The 18,653-nt window shown below is 30.1% G+C and carries 19 protein-coding genes and 1 riboswitch; of the genes, 17 read left to right on the forward strand and 2 right to left on the reverse strand.

The window, feature by feature from the left end; translation table 11 throughout:
• The first annotated feature begins 95 nt into the window (after positions 1-95).
• From A7L45_RS06785 to A7L45_RS06840, 12 genes are all read left to right on the forward strand, one after another.
• The gene (locus A7L45_RS06785) at positions 96-1,082 is read left to right on the forward strand and encodes a LacI family DNA-binding transcriptional regulator (RefSeq protein ID WP_071612075.1); all 987 of its coding nucleotides are present in this window, start codon (positions 96-98) and stop codon (positions 1,080-1,082) included.
• A gap of 65 nt (positions 1,083-1,147) precedes the next feature.
• On the forward strand, positions 1,148-1,978 hold the full coding sequence (kduI, locus tag A7L45_RS06790) for a 5-dehydro-4-deoxy-D-glucuronate isomerase (RefSeq protein WP_071612076.1): 831 nt from the start codon (positions 1,148-1,150) through the stop codon (positions 1,976-1,978).
• 449 nt (positions 1,979-2,427) lie between these two features.
• The gene (locus tag A7L45_RS06795) at positions 2,428-3,420 is read left to right on the forward strand and encodes an NADH:flavin oxidoreductase (protein WP_071612077.1); all 993 of its coding nucleotides are present in this window, start codon (positions 2,428-2,430) and stop codon (positions 3,418-3,420) included.
• A gap of 171 nt (positions 3,421-3,591) precedes the next feature.
• Positions 3,592-3,888, forward strand: coding sequence for a hypothetical protein (locus A7L45_RS06800; RefSeq protein WP_166520649.1), 297 nt, complete (start codon positions 3,592-3,594; stop codon positions 3,886-3,888).
• A 218-nt stretch (positions 3,889-4,106) separates the two neighbouring features.
• On the forward strand, positions 4,107-6,719 hold the full coding sequence (clpB, locus tag A7L45_RS06805; RefSeq protein ID WP_071612079.1) for an ATP-dependent chaperone ClpB: 2,613 nt from the start codon (positions 4,107-4,109) through the stop codon (positions 6,717-6,719).
• Positions 6,720-7,031: 312 nt separating this feature from the next.
• Positions 7,032-7,757 (forward strand): dethiobiotin synthase, encoded by a 726-nt coding sequence (gene bioD / locus A7L45_RS06810; RefSeq protein WP_071612080.1) that lies wholly within the window; start codon positions 7,032-7,034, stop codon positions 7,755-7,757.
• Between the two features lie 21 nt (positions 7,758-7,778).
• Positions 7,779-9,137: an adenosylmethionine--8-amino-7-oxononanoate transaminase gene (gene bioA / locus A7L45_RS06815; RefSeq protein ID WP_071612081.1), complete on the forward strand. Its 1,359-nt coding sequence runs from the start codon at positions 7,779-7,781 to the stop codon at positions 9,135-9,137.
• Positions 9,138-9,321: 184 nt separating this feature from the next.
• Entirely contained in the window at positions 9,322-10,149 is an 828-nt protein-coding gene (locus A7L45_RS06820; RefSeq protein ID WP_071612082.1) for a Cof-type HAD-IIB family hydrolase, read from the forward strand.
• A 165-nt stretch (positions 10,150-10,314) separates the two neighbouring features.
• Positions 10,315-11,733 (forward strand): NADP-dependent phosphogluconate dehydrogenase, encoded by a 1,419-nt coding sequence (gndA, locus tag A7L45_RS06825; RefSeq protein ID WP_071612083.1) that lies wholly within the window; start codon positions 10,315-10,317, stop codon positions 11,731-11,733.
• Positions 11,734-11,944: 211 nt separating this feature from the next.
• A complete protein-coding gene (locus A7L45_RS06830; RefSeq protein ID WP_071614893.1) occupies positions 11,945-12,271 on the forward strand; it encodes a GntR family transcriptional regulator in 327 nt (108 codons plus the stop codon).
• Position 12,272: 1 nt separating this feature from the next.
• Positions 12,273-13,148 carry an ATP-binding cassette domain-containing protein gene (locus A7L45_RS06835; RefSeq protein WP_071612084.1) on the forward strand — a complete coding sequence of 292 codons (876 nt, stop codon included), beginning with the start codon at positions 12,273-12,275 and terminating at the stop codon, positions 13,146-13,148.
• Complete coding sequence (locus tag A7L45_RS06840; RefSeq protein WP_071612085.1) at positions 13,148-13,888, forward strand: hypothetical protein; 741 nt, start codon at positions 13,148-13,150, stop codon at positions 13,886-13,888. Before A7L45_RS06835 ends, A7L45_RS06840 begins: the two co-directional genes overlap by 1 nt.
• A gap of 49 nt (positions 13,889-13,937) precedes the next feature.
• Here the strand turns inward: A7L45_RS06840 and A7L45_RS06845 are convergent, their stop codons facing one another.
• Together A7L45_RS06845 and A7L45_RS06850 are read right to left on the reverse strand one after the other, a co-directional pair.
• Positions 13,938-14,708 carry an ABC transporter permease gene (locus A7L45_RS06845; RefSeq protein ID WP_071612086.1) on the reverse strand — a complete coding sequence of 257 codons (771 nt, stop codon included), beginning with the start codon at positions 14,706-14,708 and terminating at the stop codon, positions 13,938-13,940.
• 2 nt (positions 14,709-14,710) lie between these two features.
• Positions 14,711-15,340 (reverse strand): ABC transporter ATP-binding protein, encoded by a 630-nt coding sequence (locus A7L45_RS06850; RefSeq protein ID WP_071612087.1) that lies wholly within the window; start codon positions 15,338-15,340, stop codon positions 14,711-14,713.
• A 250-nt stretch (positions 15,341-15,590) separates the two neighbouring features.
• On the opposite strand from A7L45_RS06850, the gene A7L45_RS06855 reads away from it, so the two are divergent.
• The 5 genes from A7L45_RS06855 to A7L45_RS06875 all read left to right on the forward strand — a co-directional run bounded on the left by A7L45_RS06855 (position 15,591) and on the right by A7L45_RS06875 (position 18,613).
• Positions 15,591-16,697, forward strand: a complete 1,107-nt coding sequence (locus tag A7L45_RS06855; RefSeq protein ID WP_071612088.1) for an alanine racemase — start codon at positions 15,591-15,593, stop codon at positions 16,695-16,697.
• 89 nt (positions 16,698-16,786) lie between these two features.
• A riboswitch (NiCo riboswitch) is annotated at positions 16,787-16,878 on the forward strand.
• 2 nt (positions 16,879-16,880) lie between these two features.
• Positions 16,881-17,051: a hypothetical protein gene (locus A7L45_RS23720; RefSeq protein WP_169829572.1), complete on the forward strand. Its 171-nt coding sequence runs from the start codon at positions 16,881-16,883 to the stop codon at positions 17,049-17,051.
• A gap of 4 nt (positions 17,052-17,055) precedes the next feature.
• Positions 17,056-17,424: a zinc ribbon domain-containing protein gene (locus tag A7L45_RS06865; protein WP_071612090.1), complete on the forward strand. Its 369-nt coding sequence runs from the start codon at positions 17,056-17,058 to the stop codon at positions 17,422-17,424.
• Between the two features lie 4 nt (positions 17,425-17,428).
• Positions 17,429-18,148, forward strand: a complete 720-nt coding sequence (locus A7L45_RS06870) for a protein kinase family protein (RefSeq protein WP_071612091.1) — start codon at positions 17,429-17,431, stop codon at positions 18,146-18,148.
• A 54-nt stretch (positions 18,149-18,202) separates the two neighbouring features.
• Positions 18,203-18,613 (forward strand): hypothetical protein, encoded by a 411-nt coding sequence (locus A7L45_RS06875; protein WP_071612092.1) that lies wholly within the window; start codon positions 18,203-18,205, stop codon positions 18,611-18,613.
• Positions 18,614-18,653: the final 40 nt, after the last annotated feature.

Consider the following 18,653-nt stretch of genomic DNA (forward strand, 5'->3'; position numbering starts at 1 on the left):
AGCTTAAATATTGTAATACATATTAACTAATGGTATAGTGTACATAAGCCGTTAACGTTAACGGGAAATAATGATTTAATGGTTAGGAGGAAAATATGGTAGGCATAAAGGATATAGCAATAGAATGTAATGTTTCTGCAACTACTGTATCCAGGGCATTAAATAATAGCAAAGAGATATCTAAAAAAACAAGGGAGCTTATACTAAAGACTTGTGAAGAAAAGGGATACATACCTAATTCAGCGGCTAGAAGTCTTATTCTAAATAAGACTAATATGATTGGTCTTTTAATACCAGATATAACTAATCAATATTATGCATATGTGAGTAAAGGGGTTAGTTCGTATTTAGAAAAAATAGGTTATGGACTTGTGCTCTGTAATAGTGATAGGAATAAAGATAATGAAAATAGGTATATTGATTTTTTAGCACAGAAAAGAGTTGATGGGATAATACTTATTCCTGTAAAGCCTAAAGCAAGTGATTATAAAAAAATTATAGCAAATGTTCCTCTAGTAATGGCAGACAATTATGTAAAGGATTTAGAAGTAAGTTATGTGGGTAATGATAATTATGTTGGTGCTAGAAAGATAGTTTCTCATATGTTAAGGCAAGGGTATAGAAAGATTGGAGTAATACTTGGTGATGAATCATCTACTGCAAGCAATGAGAGATTAAAGGGCTATAAAGATATATTAACTGAGAACAATATAGAAATTAGTAATGATATTTTATTAAACAGTAGTGCAAATTTTGAAGATGGGTTTAAACTAGCGCAGATCCTTATAAATAAAAAGGTGGATGCTATTTTTACTATAAATGATTCTGTAGCAATGGGAGTTATGAAGTATGCTCACATGAATAATATTTTAATACCAAAAGACATTGGTATCGCAGGGTATGACGATATTGAGCAAGCGTCAATGTTAACGGTTCCGCTAACAACAGTTCATCAAAAAAAGTTTGAACTTGGCCAAATAGCAGCAAAAATATTAATCGAAGAAATTAATAATCATAAGACTCTAAAACAAACAATTATATTAAAGCCAGAGCTTGTTATAAGAAAATCGTGTAATGAATAAACTAGAAATAATTAAATTGGTAGTCTAAGTAATAAAACATAAAATTAATATTAGGAGGAATTGTAATGGAAATTAGATATGCAAGTCATGATGAAGATGCAAAAAGCTATGATACTACACAATTAAGGAAACATTTTTTAATCGAGGATTTATTTGTGCCGGGTGAAATAAAGATGGTTTATAGCCATATAGATAGAATAATAGTAGCTGGTATAGTGCCAACAAATAAGGCTCTTGTTTTAGAAGGAAGTAAAGCTTTAGGTTGTGATTATTTTCTTCAAAGACGTGAACTTGGAGTAATTAATATCGGGGGAGCTGGAACAGTAACTTTAGATGGTGAAAAACATGAACTAGGAGGTAGAGATGGACTTTATGTTGGACTAGGAATTAAAGAAATTAGTTTTACAAGTGTCGACGCTAAAAATCCAGCTAAATTTTATATGAATAGTGCCACAGCACATAAAAACTATCCTACAGTAGAAATTAGTTTAGAAAAGGCTAATAAAGTCCAAGCTGGTAGTGATGAAGAATGTAATAAAAGAGTAATAAACCAATATGTTCATCCAGCAGTTTGCAAAAGCTGTCAATTAGTTATGGGAATGACAATACTTAATCCAGGTAGTGTATGGAATACAATGCCTTGTCATACTCATGATAGACGTATGGAAGTATATTTATATTTCGATATGGATGCAGATAATGTTGTGTTCCATCTCATGGGGACTCCACAAGAGACTAGACATATTGTTATGAAAAATGAACAAGCAGTTATATCACCAAGCTGGTCTATACATTCAGGTGTTGGAACAAAAAATTATACTTTTATTTGGGGTATGGTTGGAGAAAACCAGGAATTTACAGATATGGATGCGGTTTTAACTAAAGATATAAAATAAAAAATTTATTGATTGAAATTCAACCTTACATTGAAAAAGATGAGAACAGCAGCATTTATTTAAGAAATTTAAATAACATGTATGATATTTATGATATTTATGATATTTATAAGACTGAGTCCTATCATTTAATGGTAAAGTTATAAATTTAGAAAGATTGGATCCAAGAAGTTATGATAAATAAACTGAAATAAAGACTTTGTTTACTATGTTTAGTTAAGTAGTTTTATAGATAGAATATAAATTAAAACTAAATCCCTATAATTACTTAGGTTTAAGTAATTATAGGGATTATATGTTTTTGAAGTATGGCCATAATAATTTATAAAAATGTGAATAAATTAGTAACTTTATAAGATCGCATAGAATTTAAGAAGGATAAGGATTATAGTAAAATAATATAGATTAATAAAAAATACAAAAATAATAAACTATAGGGAGGTTATAAAATGTCATATTTGCTCAAGTCTTTAGAAAATTGTAAGTTAACATTAAACAATAGATTGGTTATGCCACCAATGGCTACGTCGAAATCAGACCAGAATGGAAAGGTAAGTAAAGATATATTAGATTATTATGATGAAAAATCTAGAGGTGGATATATATCCCTTATTATTATTGAACATAGTTTTATAACACTCGCAGGAAAGGCTAGTGAAAGACAACTTTCTATTGCAGAGGATACTACAATTGAAAGGTTAAAAGAATTATCTAACATTATTCATAAAAATGGATCTAAAACAGTAATGCAAATTAATCATGCTGGAAGTTCAACAAATAAAGAAATTACAGGGCTTAATCCAGTAGGTCCATCAGCTATTATAAATCCAAATTCAAGTATTGTACCAGATGAACTTTCAATAAATGAAATTAAAAATATAATCTTAGAATTTAAAAATGCTGCAAGGCGTGTTAAGGAATCTGGATTTGATGGTGTAGAAATTCATTCTGCACATGGATATCTTCTAAACCAATTTTTCTCTCCTTTAACTAACAAGAGAAATGACGAATATGGTGGAGGGTTATTAGGTCGAATTAAAATTCATTTAGATATTATTAAAGCAGTACGCGATGTTGTTGGGGATGATTTCCCAATTCTTCTAAGACTCGGTGCTAGCGATAATATTGAGGGTGGTATTACAATCGAAGATAGCAAAATTGCTGCGGTAGCTTTTGAGAAGGCAGGTGTAGATATTCTTGATATTTCTGGAGGCTTTTGTAGATTTATTATTCCAGGTAATACTAGTCAAGGGTATTTTTCACCGTTATCGGAATCTATAAAGGAAGTTGTATCTATTCCAGTTCTACTTACTGGGGGAATTACAAAGGTAGAAGCTGCCGAAAATCTTTTGTCTTCTGAAAAAGCTGATCTTATTGGTGTAGCTAGGGCTATATATAAGGATTCTAAGTGGGCCCAAAAGGCGATAGAAAGCTTTAAATAGAAATTTTAAAACAAACAAATTAGTCTCTCGTGTATAAATAACGGTTATTTAAGCTAAATTATGGTATAATATAAGGTGAATAGAAATAGTGCATGTATGGATAAAATAAACGAGAAACTTTTATTTGTATGTTTCCTGGATGCTTAAGAAGGAAGGAAATTAAAGATGATAATGCTTCAGAAAATATATAAACTTTGTGAATGTTTTGAAAAACAAGATAGAAAAACAGGTATTATGAAATTAATAAATAAGGGCTATAGTGAGAGTACCTCAATTAAATATTATAATATATGGAGAAGGCATTATATGGATTCGAATAGTAAAGATCTTATGGTTTCAGGCATTTACATAGAAACTCGCAGAGAAAGAAAACTTCTAGAAGAGTGTACATTCTTGGAACGTCAAAGATATCTTGAAGCACTAAGTAAAGAGCAACTTATTAAGATAACACAAGCAGTTCTTAAATAATATAAAAGAATATCTATGAAATATTAAAACTATAACAGATAATTCTTAAAATAGACTAAGATATGGTCACTATAGTAACTTGAAGCATCTACCCAGGAGATGATAACATCGACCCAGGAGATGATTAGGTTACTATGGTGATTAATTTATACCTTAAAATATACTGAAAAAATTCCATAATATGGTAATAATTTAATAGAAAAGGGAGGATTATATACATGGATGTAGAGAAATTAACAGTAAAGGTTCAACAATCATTAAATGGGGCTCAATCAATAGCTGTAAAAAATAACCATCAACAGGTAGATACAATTCATTTATTTGCAGCACTCATAGCTCAAGAGGATGGACTCATTCCTAATATATTTAGTAAAATGGGAGTGGATATAACTAGTTTAAATAATGAGATTAAAAATGAACTTGGCAGAATGCCAAAAGTTACAGGGAGTGGTGCTGATAGTGGCTCTGTATACGCTACAAGAAGACTTGATGAGGTTTTTGTACGCGCTGAAGATGAAGCTAAAAAATTTAAAGATACATTTATAAGTGTTGAGCATGTGATGCTTGGACTTATGGATGTAAAAACTAAAGAGATAGTAGATATATTAAAAAAATTCAATATAACTAAAGATGCTTTTTTAAGTGTGCTCTCTAGCGTTCGTGGAAATCAAAGAGTAGATAATGTTGATCCAGAAGGTACTTATGAGGCATTAGTGAAATATGGATCAAATCTTGTGGAGCAAGCTAAAAAGCATAAATTAGATCCAGTAATCGGACGTGATGAGGAAATTAGGAGGGTTATAAGAATACTTTCTAGAAGAACTAAAAATAATCCAGTGCTTATAGGAGAACCAGGGGTTGGTAAAACTGCTATAGTTGAGGGACTTGCTCAAAGAATTGTAAAGGGAGATGTACCAGAAGGTCTTAAGAATAAGATAATATTTTCTTTAGACATGGGGGCTCTTATTGCTGGTGCTAAATTTAAAGGTGAATTTGAAGAAAGACTCAAAGCAGTTCTTAAAGAAGTAGAAACTAGTGAAGGAAAAATAATTTTATTTATAGATGAAATTCATAACATTGTTGGGGCAGGTAAATCAGAGGGATCTATGGATGCTGGAAATATGATAAAACCATTACTTGCAAGAGGAAGTCTTCATTGTATTGGAGCTACTACTTTTGATGAATACAGAAAGTATCTAGAAAAAGATAAGGCTCTAGAGAGAAGATTTCAACCAGTAACAATAGAGGAACCTACAGTTGAAGATTCTGTATCGATACTTAGAGGTCTTAAAGAGAAATTTGAAATATACCACGGCATAAGGATTCATGATTCTGCGATTGTTGCAGCAGCAAGACTATCAGATAGATATATAACAGCAAGATTTCTACCAGATAAGGCAATTGATCTTATAGATGAAGCTTGTGCAATGATAAGAACTGATATTGATAGTATGCCAACTGAAATGGATATGATTAAACGTAAGCTATTTCAATTAGAGATTGAGAAAAAGGCATTATCTAAAGAAAAGGATGATGCATCAAAGAAAAGACTTATAACACTTGAGAAAGAGTTAAGTAATTTAAAAGATAAAGACAATGAAATGACAGCAAAATATGAAAAAGAAAAATCTAAGATAGTTGAAATTAGAAATTTAAAAGCGGAGCTCGATGTTTCCAGAGGTGATATAGAAAAATCTGAAAGAGAGTATGATTTAAATAAGGTAGCAGAACTTAAATATGGAGTAATTCCAAAGTTAGAAGCCCAGATAAAAGAGAAAGAAGCAGACATTCATCAAAATAATGAAACTGCTATGCTTAAAGAAGAGGTAACAGAAAAGGAAATATCACAAATAGTATCAAAGTGGACGGGTATACCTGTAACAAATCTTGAAGAAGGTGAACGAGAAAAACTCCTAAGACTTGAAGATGATTTAACAAAGAGAGTAATTGGCCAAAAGGAAGCTGTAACTGCTGTTTCAAATGCAGTAATAAGGGCAAGAGCTGGTATGAAAGATCCGAAAAGACCTATTGGTTCATTCATATTTCTTGGACCTACTGGTGTCGGGAAAACTCAGCTTGCTAAAACACTAGCCGAAATTCTATTTGAAAGTAGTGATAATATAATAAGAATAGATATGTCAGAGTATATGGAGAAATATTCTGTGTCAAGACTCATAGGAGCTCCACCAGGTTATGTGGGTTACGAGGAGGGTGGGCAGCTTACTGAGGCTGTTAGGCGTAAACCTTATAGCGTAGTATTGTTTGATGAAATAGAAAAAGCTCACGAAGATGTGTTTAATATATTTCTTCAGATATTAGACGATGGACGATTAACCGATAATCAGGGCAAAATAATTAATTTTAAAAACTGTATAATAATCATGACTTCAAATATTGGAAGCAACTATCTCTTAGAAAACAAGGAAAGTGGCGGAATTGAGAAAGGTATTCGTGATAGGGTTATGAACGAGCTCAAGTCCAAGTTTAAACCAGAATTTCTAAATAGGTTGGATGACATTATATTGTTTAAACCTTTAGAAACGAGGGAAATAGAAGGAATAGTTGATATATTCCTTGCAGATATTCAAAATAGGCTTAAGGATAAGAATATAACTATGAAAGTAACTACAGCTGCTAAAAAGCTTATGGCAGATGAAGGGTACGATCCAGTATATGGAGCACGACCACTAAAGAGATATATTGAAAATGTTTTGGAAACTTCTATTTCGAAGAAGATTATTAGGGGAGACATAAATGATGGTTCTGTCATTGGTGTAGATGCTAAAGAAGATCAAATTGTTATAGAAAAAATAAGTAACTCAATAAAATAATATTTTGATTACTACGTAAGTAGAAATTAGATAGAAAGCCTCAATCTTTAGAAAACATTAAAAATGAAGATTGAGGCATTTTTTATACTTAAAATAGCTCTCAATTGTAAACTAAAACAATTAATTTAGTTTACAATTGAGAGCTATTGCTTTATTATATAGTATATACCAATTGTATTGAGGAATATATCTATACATTAGTTATAATTTATATCTCGGAAAAAATAATTACAAGAGAGGGGTATTGTATGAGAGTATTTGTTAAGAGTATGGAGAAAAAGGTAAACGAGTTAAATTTGGAGGTTATAAAAAATGTCTAAGGGAGTATTTATAGTTGGAACAGATACTGATGTGGGAAAAACTATTGTAACTGCTGGAATTATGCATGTTCTGCGAAGTAATGGATATAATGCTACTTATTTTAAGGCAGCACTTAGTGGGGCTATTGAAGAAGGCAATGAACTTATTCCTGGTGATACTAAGATTGCTTGTGATGTGAGTAATTTGGAAGAAGTTTATGAAAATATAACGCCTTATGTTTATAAGAATGCAGTATCCCCTCATCTTGCAGCTAAAATTGAGAATAAGCCTATTCAAATAGACTTAATAAGACAAAAATACAATTATTTAAAGGATAAATATGATTATGTTATTGCAGAAGGTAGTGGAGGAATAGTATGTCCATTGATAGATGATGAAAGAGGAATATATACTCTTGAAAATCTTATAAAGGATTTAAATATGAGTGTTGTTATTGTGGCAAGAGCTGGTGTGGGAACAATTAACCATACGGTAATTACAGTAGAATATATAAAATCATTAGGGATTAAAATCAAAGGGATTATAATAAATAATTATATAGATAATCTTCTCTGTAATGACAATATTCAAATGATAGAAAAGCTTACTAAAGTGCCTGTTATAGGCAAGCTTAAACATATTGTAAACCTAAATGAGAACATGATACGAGCTATAAGAATTAATGCAGAAAAGGCTTTTAGTATTAAGACTTTAGAAGGATGTATGGATCAATTATAAAGTGAAGGGTGAGGTAAATAAATGAATAGTTATGTAGAAAAGGATTTGAAATATATATGGCATCCATGTTCACAAATGAAGGATTATGAGGAGCTTAATCCAATAGTTATTGAAAAAGGCGAAGGGGTTTGGCTTTATGATATTGATGGAAAAAGATATTTAGATTGTATATCATCTTGGTGGACGAACACTCTGGGACATAGCAATAAGAGAATTAACGAGGCTATAAAAAAGCAGATAGATAACATTGAACATGTCATATTTGCAAATTTCTCAAACAAGCCGGCTATAGAACTTGCGGAAAAGCTTGTTGATATAACGCCAGAAAGACTTAAAAAAGTGTTCTTTTCTGATAATGGATCCTCAGCGGTAGAAATAGCTTTAAAGATGAGTTTTCACTATAACATGCAAAAGGGAAATACTAAAAAGAAAAGGTTCGTAGCACTAAGCGATGCATATCATGGAGAGACATTAGGTGCGTTGTCTGTTTGTGATATTGATGAGTTTAACGAAGTATACAAGCCTCTACTTTTAGATACATTTAGAGTTCAAGGACCAGATTGTTATAGGTGTAAATACGGTTTTAATAGGGAGAGTTGTAATGCAGAGTGTTTTGAGGAGATGGAAAAGTGCTTAACTCAAAATCATATGGATATAAGTGCAGTAATAGTTGAACCTATGGTTCAAGGTGCTGCGGGTATGAAGATTTATTCACCAATTTATTTAAAGAAGCTCCGATATTTTTGTGATATATATGATATACACATTATTGCAGATGAAATTGCAATGGGCTTTGGTAGAACTGGAAAAATGTTTGCCTGTAACCATGCGGATATAAGTCCAGACTTTATGTGTCTCTCAAAAGGGATTTCGGCTGGATATATGCCTATGTCGGTAGTTATGACTACAGAAGATATTTATGATTGTTTTTATGGAGATTATAAAGAACGGAAAACATTTATACATAGTCATACTTATTCAGGAAATGCTATGGGGTGTGCAATAGCACTCGAGAGCTTAAAGATATTTGAGGAAGACAATATTATAAAAAAGAACGTAGAAAAAGGTGAGCTTATAAAAAAACTTACGCTAGAAAAGGCAGAAAGTTTAAAGCATGTAGGTGAGGTAAGAAGTATAGGGATGATAACAGCTATTGAAATAGTAAAAAACAGGGATACGAAAGAAAGTTATCCATTTGAAATGAGAGTAGGATATGAGATTTACAAGATTGCTCTTAAAAAGGGGTTAGTACTAAGACCAATAGGAAATGTACTTTATTTTATTCCGCCGTATATTATAAATAATAATGAGATAGAATTTATGGTGAATACTTGCGTTGAAAGTATAGAAGAATATTATAAGAAAGAGTGTAAGGAGTAAAAGGAGATGTAGTGAGTGAATATATTTATTTTTTGATTTCTTTGAAATATTACAGGAAAATCTGTGGAATTTATGAATATTAAAAAGTTAATGTTGAAATTAAACCTATAAAGGTAGATAATTAGATATAATATGATTTTTTATATCATTTAAATATTAGCAAGTACTAAAGGAGAAAGTATATATGATTAAATACAAATGGTGTGTATGCGATATGGATGGAACATTATTAAATTCAGATAATGTTATTTCAAAGGATAATGAAGTAGCACTAAAAAAACTCCAGAAGATGGGGGTAGAAGTAATTATTGCATCTGGAAGACTGGATCTTATGGTAAAGACATATATAAAGCAGTTAAATTTAAAAGGACCTGTCATATCTTGTAATGGTGGACTAGTTAGGAATATTGAAACAGGCGAAGTTTTATATTCGAAGGTAATGGATAAAACTGCTGTAAAAGAGGTTACAACTTACTGTAATAAAAATGAAATAGAGTTTATTATATACACTGCTGATTTGGTGTATTCTACTAAAAACAATTTGGTAGTCAAAAGATATGCGGACCGTAATAAAATTTTATTACAAGATGAACAGATACCTATAAAATATGTAGATGATAAAGTGATGGCAAATATTAATGATATAGAGGCTTTTAAAGTTTTGTTAGTTTGTGAAAAACATGAGGACATTATATTACTACAAAAGCATTTTTCAAAATATGATAATCTTACAGTAGTAAGTTCTGCAACAGGGCTTTTAGATATTATGGCATCAGATATCTCTAAGGGTAAAGCTTTAGAAATATTGTCGAAAAAATTAAATGTAAACTTAGATGAAATTATGGTTTTTGGAGATAACTACAATGATATAGAAATGTTTAAATGTGCAGGAATGCCTATAGCTATGGAAAATGCAGTAGAGGATGTAAAACTTGCGGCAAAATACATAACTAAATCTAATAATGACTCTGGAATAGCTTATGCCATAAACAATTACATATTAAAAGAATAAATTAAGATAATAATACGGACTAAAACAAACGCATTGTACTTAAAAGGTATGGTGTGTTTTTGTTTATAGTTTATTATATGGTATATTATATTATAATAGAAGTTGAATGTCATATGGCATATACTATGATTTGAGCAGAGATTTTTTTAAAAGGAGGAGTTTTAAATGAAAAAACAACAATTTGGAGTTTTAGGTATAGCTGTCATGGGCAAAAACCTGGCATTAAATGTTGAGAGCAGAGGAATATCTGTTTGTGTATATTCAAGAAATAGAAATACCATAGATGAATTTTTAATAGAGGCAAAAGGGAAAAATATAAAGGGTGCATATTCTATTGAGGAATTCGTAAATTCTTTAGAAACTCCAAGAAAAATATTAATTATGATTAAAGCAGGATTACCTGTTGATGAAACTATAGATAAATTAATACCTTATATATCAAAGGGTGATATATTAATTGATGGCGGTAATTCGTATTTTATGGATACAATACGTAGGAGCAAAAAACTTGAAGAGTTAGGGTTTAAGTTTATAGGAACTGGAGTTTCAGGTGGAGAAGAAGGAGCTTTAAAAGGACCAGCAATTATGCCTGGGGGAGAACAGGATGCTTATAAAATAGTTGAACCTATATTCACGGCTATATCTGCAAAGGTAGATGGAGAGGCTTGCTGCACTTATATTGGAACAAATGGGGCAGGACATTATGTGAAAATGGTTCACAATGGTATAGAATATGGGGATATGCAACTTATTTGTGAGGCTTATGCACTCCTAAAAGGGGTAGTGGGGCTAACAAACGATGAAATTCATGACGTTTTTGAGCAGTGGAACAAAGGAGAACTTAATAGCTATCTAATAGAAATAACTAGTGAAATATTTTCACAAAAGGATAATGAGACTGGGGAGTATATTGTTGATATTATTCTTGATAAGGCAGGGCAGAAGGGAACAGGCAAATGGACTAGTCAAAGTGCTTTGGACCTTGCAGTTCCTATACCTTCAATCACAGAGGCAGTTTTTGCACGCTGTATGTCATCATTAAAGGATGAAAGAATTTATGCAAGTAGTCTTTTAAAAGGACCAGATGTTAAATTTAAAGGGGATAAAAAAGATTTTATAGAAGCTGTAAGAAGGGCCCTTTATACAAGCAAAATATGTTCATATGCGCAAGGATTTGCACTTATGAGGGTTGCATCAAAAGAGTATAATTGGGATCTTAAATATGGGAAAATAGCTAAAATATTTAGAGGGGGTTGTATAATTCGTGCACAATTCCTTAACAAGATAAATGAAGCATATGAAAATGATGAAAATCTTAATAACTTAATGTTAGATTCATATTTTAATAATATCATTAATAGTTATCAAAAAGACTTACGATATGTAATATCAACAGCAGTAAATTTGGGAGTACCAGTACCATCATTTTCAAGTGCCTTAACATACTATGACAGTTATAGAAGTGCAAATCTTCCAGCAAACTTGCTTCAGGCGCAGAGAGATTATTTTGGAGCTCATACATTTGAAAGAGTAGATAAGGAAGGAACGTTTCATCATGAATGGGTAAGCAAAACAAAGAAATAGTAAATTTATAAAATGAATAAACATATTAATAGATAAGTTGTTCTAGAAAAAGATAAAGGCTAGTTTGAATATTAAACTGCTTTTTATCTTTTTTTATTTTTACATCTATTGACAATGAAGTTAATTGGTTATATAGTTAATTATATAAGTAACTAACAAATTAAGTGATGGAGGTGTTAATTTGAATTTTAATAATGATGTGCCTATATATATGCAGATTGCTGAAACTATTGAGGATAACATTCTTAAAGGTATTTTCCAGGAAGAAACTGCTATTCCATCTACAACAGAAATATCTGTTAAGTATAAAATAAATCCCGCTACTGTAGCTAAAGGATTTAATTTACTTGTAGATGAGGGGATTATATATAAAAAGAGGGGTGTAGGTATGTTTGTTGTAACTGGCAGCAAAGAAAAATTAATGGAGAAGAGAAAAGAAGATTTTTATGAAAATTATATAGTATCTTTAATTGAAGAAGCAAAGAAATTAAATATTTCAAGTAGTGATATTATTAAAATGATCGAAGGGGGGATTTAATGTGGGTACAATAAAGCTTTTAAATGTAAGTAAAAGATATGGGGATACTTTTGCATTAGATAATATATCATTAACTATAGAAGAAAACAAAATATATGGATTACTCGGAAGAAATGGAGCTGGAAAGACAACTCTTTTAAATATTATAAATAACAGGATTTTTGCAGATAAGGGTGTTATTTCTATAGATGGTAAAACTTTATCACATGATAAAAATGCTTTAGGTAATACATATTTTATGACAGAACAAAATCTATATCCACAAGCTATGAAAGTAAAAGAGCTATTTAAGTGGAGTAAAGAATTTTATCCAAACTTTGATATGACATATGCATTAGAACTTTCTAAAAAGTTTGAATTAAATATAAATAAAAGGATTAGGGAATTATCAACTGGGTACGCTTCTATTTGCAAAATTATAAATACAATGGCATCAGGCGCAGAAATCTTAATGTTCGATGAGCCAGTTCTGGGATTAGATGCTAATCACAGAGAACTGTTTTATAAAGAACTTATGGAAGGTTATATAGAGAAGCCTAAAACTATTATATTATCTACTCATATTATAGAAGAAGTATCACATTTATTAGAAAGGATAGTTATTATTAAGGATTGGAAAATAATTAATGATGAAAATGTTGAAGAATTACTAACTAAATGCTATAGCGTATCTGGATTAAATAAGAATATAGATGAGTATATTAAAGATAAAAATTGTTTAAGTGTAGATAAAATGGCATCTTATAAGTCAGCAGTTATAATGGGGAATAATGATGGGATAGAAAAGGAAGAAATAAAAAAATTAGGTCTAGAAGTTTCAAAGGTTGAACTCCAAAAACTATTTATAGATTTGACGAATAAGGGGGAAATAAAATAATGAATAGCTTTAAACTTGCTAAATACAATATTAAAAGTAGTCTTAAATCAATAATAATTTTTTACTGTATTTTCATAGCTGTACTATTTACAACTATAAATAGTACAGGAATCAGTATTAGTGGAATTGAATTTTCATCCATGATATTTCTATTTGTTATGGGGTTAAACTTGTTTAAAGAAAATTTTTATTTTAGTCAAGCTAACAATATACCTAGAACAGATTATTTTAAATCTTTAGTTATAACTATTCTACCAATAGCTTTAGGTATGTCTATAATAGATGTGATATTAAATATAATATATAATATATTTTTGGGTGGCCCAACAATTTATGATATGGCTTATGGTAACTTTCCACATGGGTATAATTATGAAAGTATACCAGTATGGATACAAAATAATAGCATAGGAACATTAGTTGGAACAGATACATTCCTATTTGCTCTTTATATCCTTGCATTTGCAATAGGATTATTAATTACTATGATATTTTATAAGTGTAACAAAACAATGAAAATCCTAATATTTTTAAGCCCTATAGCTATTGAAGCTATAGGGGGAAGTGTTATATACAATTTTCCAGAGTTTGGAGAGAAATCAGGGATTTTTATTGACAATATATTGGGGATAAGTACAAAAAACTCATATATTTGTGTTATAACATTTATATTTTTATTCATAATAACAATGTGTTTTGTTTATATAATTATTAGAAGAGTTGTGGTTAAAAAAGCTTAAAACAATAAAAGCTGTGAAATTAAGTTTCGCAGCTTATACTATATAAGGTTTATATAAATTGTTTTTTAGAATTATACAAAGACCTATAACCTAAGTTTAATGATAGAAAAACGGTTGTACAGACAGAACAACAAATTGCAATCATAATGGCTATTTGGTACATAATTGCTGTAGTAGGTAATGTACCAGAGAGCATTTGTCCAGTCATCATTCCGGGTAAAAAGATTATACCCATTCCAAGCATTGAGTTTATTGTAGGAATTAATGCTGTTTCGAAAGCATTATTAGCAAATGGCTTCAATATATTTTTTGGTTCCACACCTAAATTTAGCAAAGTATTAATTTTATTCTTTTCTTTGCTTATATCATCCATGAAGGTTTTTATCGCAATATTTACTCCAGTCATAGCGTTACCAATAATCATACCAGCGAGTGGTATAGTGTATTGGGGGTTAAATATGGATTTACCAACAACTACTGTGACAAAGAAGAGTAAAACAAAAAGTCCAGAAAATGCTAAAGAAACCCCAATTGCAATTTTAAAATTATTGTTTAAGTCTTCTCTACTTTTAATTACTCGATGTATAGAAAATATTATCATAATTATTAAAAAAACTACAGTAAATAAGGGATTGGGATTACTAAAGACATATTGAAGTATGTAACCAACAATTATAAGTTGAATCGTCATTCTTAAACTCGCGACTAAAAGAAGTTTTGTTTGAGTAACTTTTGATTTTTTCATAATTAAAAGTACTATAATTAATAGTAGATAAATAAGTAGAAAGTTGGAAATACTTAGTTTTACAATGCCTTCCATATTTACATCTCCTTAATTATTTCAATTTTATTTTCGCAAAATTCTTCAACAATAGTTTTATTGTGGCTTACAATTACAATTTCAATATTTTTAGTCTTGCAGAAATCAATTATATTTTTCATTACCCTATGCCCAGTTATTTCATCTAAAGCTGATGTTGGCTCATCTAGCAATATAACTTTTGGACATAATGATAAAAAAATTGATATATAAACTCGTTGACGTTCTCCACCTGAAAGGGTATAGGCTGGTTGGTTAAGAGAAACATTTACGCAACAGAGCCGAGTTATGTAATCTATGTAATCACTGCTTGGCATAGTTTTTTGTCTTAATGAATAAAAAGTTTTGAAATTGTCTATTATGCTCTCGTTAAAAAGAAAAGGTTCTTGAGAAACTAGGCTTACTTCGCGGCGTAAATTAATGGGTTCATATGTGTCAATTGAAAGCCCTTTATATAATAATTCACCAGAATCTCCATTAATAGATTGGTTTAATAACTTTAAAAATGTACTTTTGCCAGAGCCGCTATCCCCAACAATAAAGTTAATTTTGCCTTTTTTTATTTTTATATTATTGTAAGTTAGATTGGTATTGTATATAAGGTTACTGGCCTCAAATAATAGTTCATTCATTATAATTCCTTCTTTATTGGTGTTTATTTTTTTCATTTAAGTCTATTATAACATTTAATGAATAGCTTATAAATTAATACACAATAGTCTCGGTTTTTTAAATCTTATAGTAACAATTGATTAAATTAAATATATAGTGAAATTTGACCATTAAAATGCAATAAAAGGTTAATTTTATAAGATTATTTAAAAAAAATTTATTATGGGTTATACTATTAAGTAAAGAAAAATATTTTAAGGGAGAACAGGTATGAATAAAAAAGCTTATTCAGATATTACATATCCAATACTTGAAATAAACCTAAAAAAAGTATATGAAAATGTGGAAAGCATTGTAGAGTTATGTAACAATCAAGGCATAAGTGTTGCTGGAGTGGTTAAGGGGTTTAATGCAATACCTGAGGTATCTATGCAATTTGTAAATGCAGGGTGTACATATATAGCAAGTTCAAGAATGGATCAAATAATTAAATTAAAGGAATATGGGTTAAATAAACCCTTTATGATGCTTAGAATTCCAATGTTTAGTGAAATAAAAAAACTAGTTGAATTTGCACAGGTTAGTTTAAATTCTGAAATGGAAACACTTAATATGATCCAAAAGGAATGTGAATTGCAAGGGAAAAAGCATAAGGTAATTTTAATGATTGACCTTGGCGATTTAAGAGAAGGTGTATATGACCAAGATGAAATTATTAACTTAGCAATGCACGTAGAAAACCATCTTAAAAATGTTGAATTGTATGGGATTGGAACAAACCTAGGGTGTTATGGAGCTATAGTTCCAACAATTGAAAATTTAGGAAGGCTCTGCAGTATTGCTGAAATAATTGAAAGTAAAATAAAAAGAAGACTTGATATAATTTCTGGAGGTGCTACAAGTTCGCTACCGTTAATAATAGATGGTAAAATGCCTAAGAGGATAAATAATTTAAGAGTAGGAGAAGGAATACTAGTGGCAGAGGATTTAGAAAAATTCTGGGGATATGATATGAAGCATATGCATAAGGATACCTTTGTACTAAAGGCACAGATTGTTGAAATAAAAGATAAACCTACACATCCTATTGGAGAAGTATTTATTGATGCTTTTGGGAGTAAACCAACTTATGAGGATAATGGTATAAGGAAAAGAGCCCTGCTTGCAGTGGGAAAACAGGATTTTGGATTACATGATAAGCTAATTCCACAAAAACAAGGTGTTAAAATTATAGGAAGCAGTTCTGATCACTTAATTGTAGACATTGAAGATTGTGATATAGAACCTAAATTAGGGGATATACTTGGCTTTTTAATGTATTACCCACCAATGATGTATTTAACTGAAAATCCTAGCATCCCAAAGGTTTTTATATAAAAACCTTTGGGATAGCAAATGATATATATTGACACGAAAAAATATATATGGTAATCTTAAAAAAATCTCTTTGCACTGCATACAAATCTACAGTACAAACTGAGCAGGCGATGAACTTTAAAAAAGTTCGTGGGGCTGGGCCTAAAAGGCAACAGGATGGTTATATACCTGTGGGACAGTTTATTGTTCTACGGTTTTTTTATACCCATTTCTAGAACATATCTGAAGATTGAAAGGCAAAAGAGTTACAAGCGATTCAGAATATCAAAGGAAGATAATGATAATTTTTCAACTATTGTGGGTACAATAAAAGATGGTAGACAAATTTATGATAATATAAGAAAAGGGGTATGAAAATATGAGTTCTTCATCAAGTTCATCTAACGGCAATCGTTATAGAAGAGGAAATAATGGAAGTAATCACTATCAGAAAAAAGGGTTTTTAGGAAACTTATTTAACATGAGTGGTTCGAGAAGTAGATCTAACCGCAACTATAATAACAATAATAATTATGAAAATAATAATTTACCTATTAATAATCAACCTATGGGAAATCAAAATGGTATAATTTGTAGGAAGTGTAATGCTCAAATACCAACGGGTTCAAAATTTTGTTTAGAATGTGGAGAAAAGGTTAATAATGTATTATTTTGCAAGGACTGCGGGGAGAAACTACCTTCAAATGCTAAGTTTTGCCTTAAATGTGGAAAAGGAATAAACGAGTAGAAACATGTGGCCACTTAGTCGCAAAAAATATTTTGGGAAACAGGTTGGGAAATATATCATTGAAAAACCAATTGGTGAAGGAAGATATGGAGTGTGTTTTCTCGCAAAAACAGATATTTACGATAAGGTCGTTATTAAAAAATTTAAAAAGAGCATTTTTAAAAGAAAGCTAGATAGTAATGTGTATGAAGCGGTTATATTATCAAAACTTAGCGATAATGGAATCCCAGAGTTTTTAGGAGTTATAAATCAAAAAGGCTTTTATGCATTTGTTTTGGAATTTAAAAATGGATTCACTGTAGAGGATCTTCTTTTTAAATATAAGTACAAATTTACTAATAAAGAATTTTTTGATATAGGGTTTAAATTGATTAAGCTTATAACATATATTCATGGAAATGGTGTAGTTCATAGGGATATAAGAATACCAAATGTTTTGATAGATAAAGGAGAAATATATCTTATTGACTTTGGCTTGGCAAGATGGGCAGATAACAATAAATATCCCTATGATTTAGATTTTTCTTATTTAGGTGAGTTTTTACTATATTTACTTTACTCTTCATTTGAAACAAAAGAAAAGCATAAAAAATTACCTTGGTATAAGGAATTAAATCTGACAAATAAACAAAAGTTGTTTTTAAAAAAATTATTAGGACTTGAGAAAGTCTATAAAAATATTGAGGATATTAAAATGGATTTTTCAAATGTGTTTGGAGTTTAAACTATTATTAAACAAATGTTAATATTTATGAGATTTACAAGGGGGAATTATATTATGCAAACAAGAGTGCTATTTGGATTTTTAGGTTGGGTAACAGTTATATGTTTTGGTATAGCAATTTCAAATTATTTCGTGAAGTTTATTAACAAAAAATATATTAGTAAACTTGGAAAAGAAAAAAAGCCAATGGTAGATTTATATAGAAAGTTAATGAAAATAGTTATTAAATATCATAAGATAGCAGGTACAATAGCAATATTTACTGTACTTACTCATTTTATCATTGCTTTTTCTGCAGGTCGTATTAGTATAACTGGAATAGTTGCAGCATCGTTTATGGTCATCATATTCTTGTTAGGTGTATATGGTGCTTTTATAAATAAAAATCGAAAAGGTATGTGGCTTAAAGTTCACCGCACTATGGCATTTGTATTATTATTAGCTATAGTTATTCATATTATATAAATATTACTCAAATAACATAACTTTAAAAAATAATTACTGA

This window comes from Clostridium estertheticum subsp. estertheticum, assembly GCF_001877035.1.
Taxonomy (GTDB): Bacteria; Bacillota; Clostridia; order Clostridiales; family Clostridiaceae; genus Clostridium_AD; species Clostridium_AD estertheticum.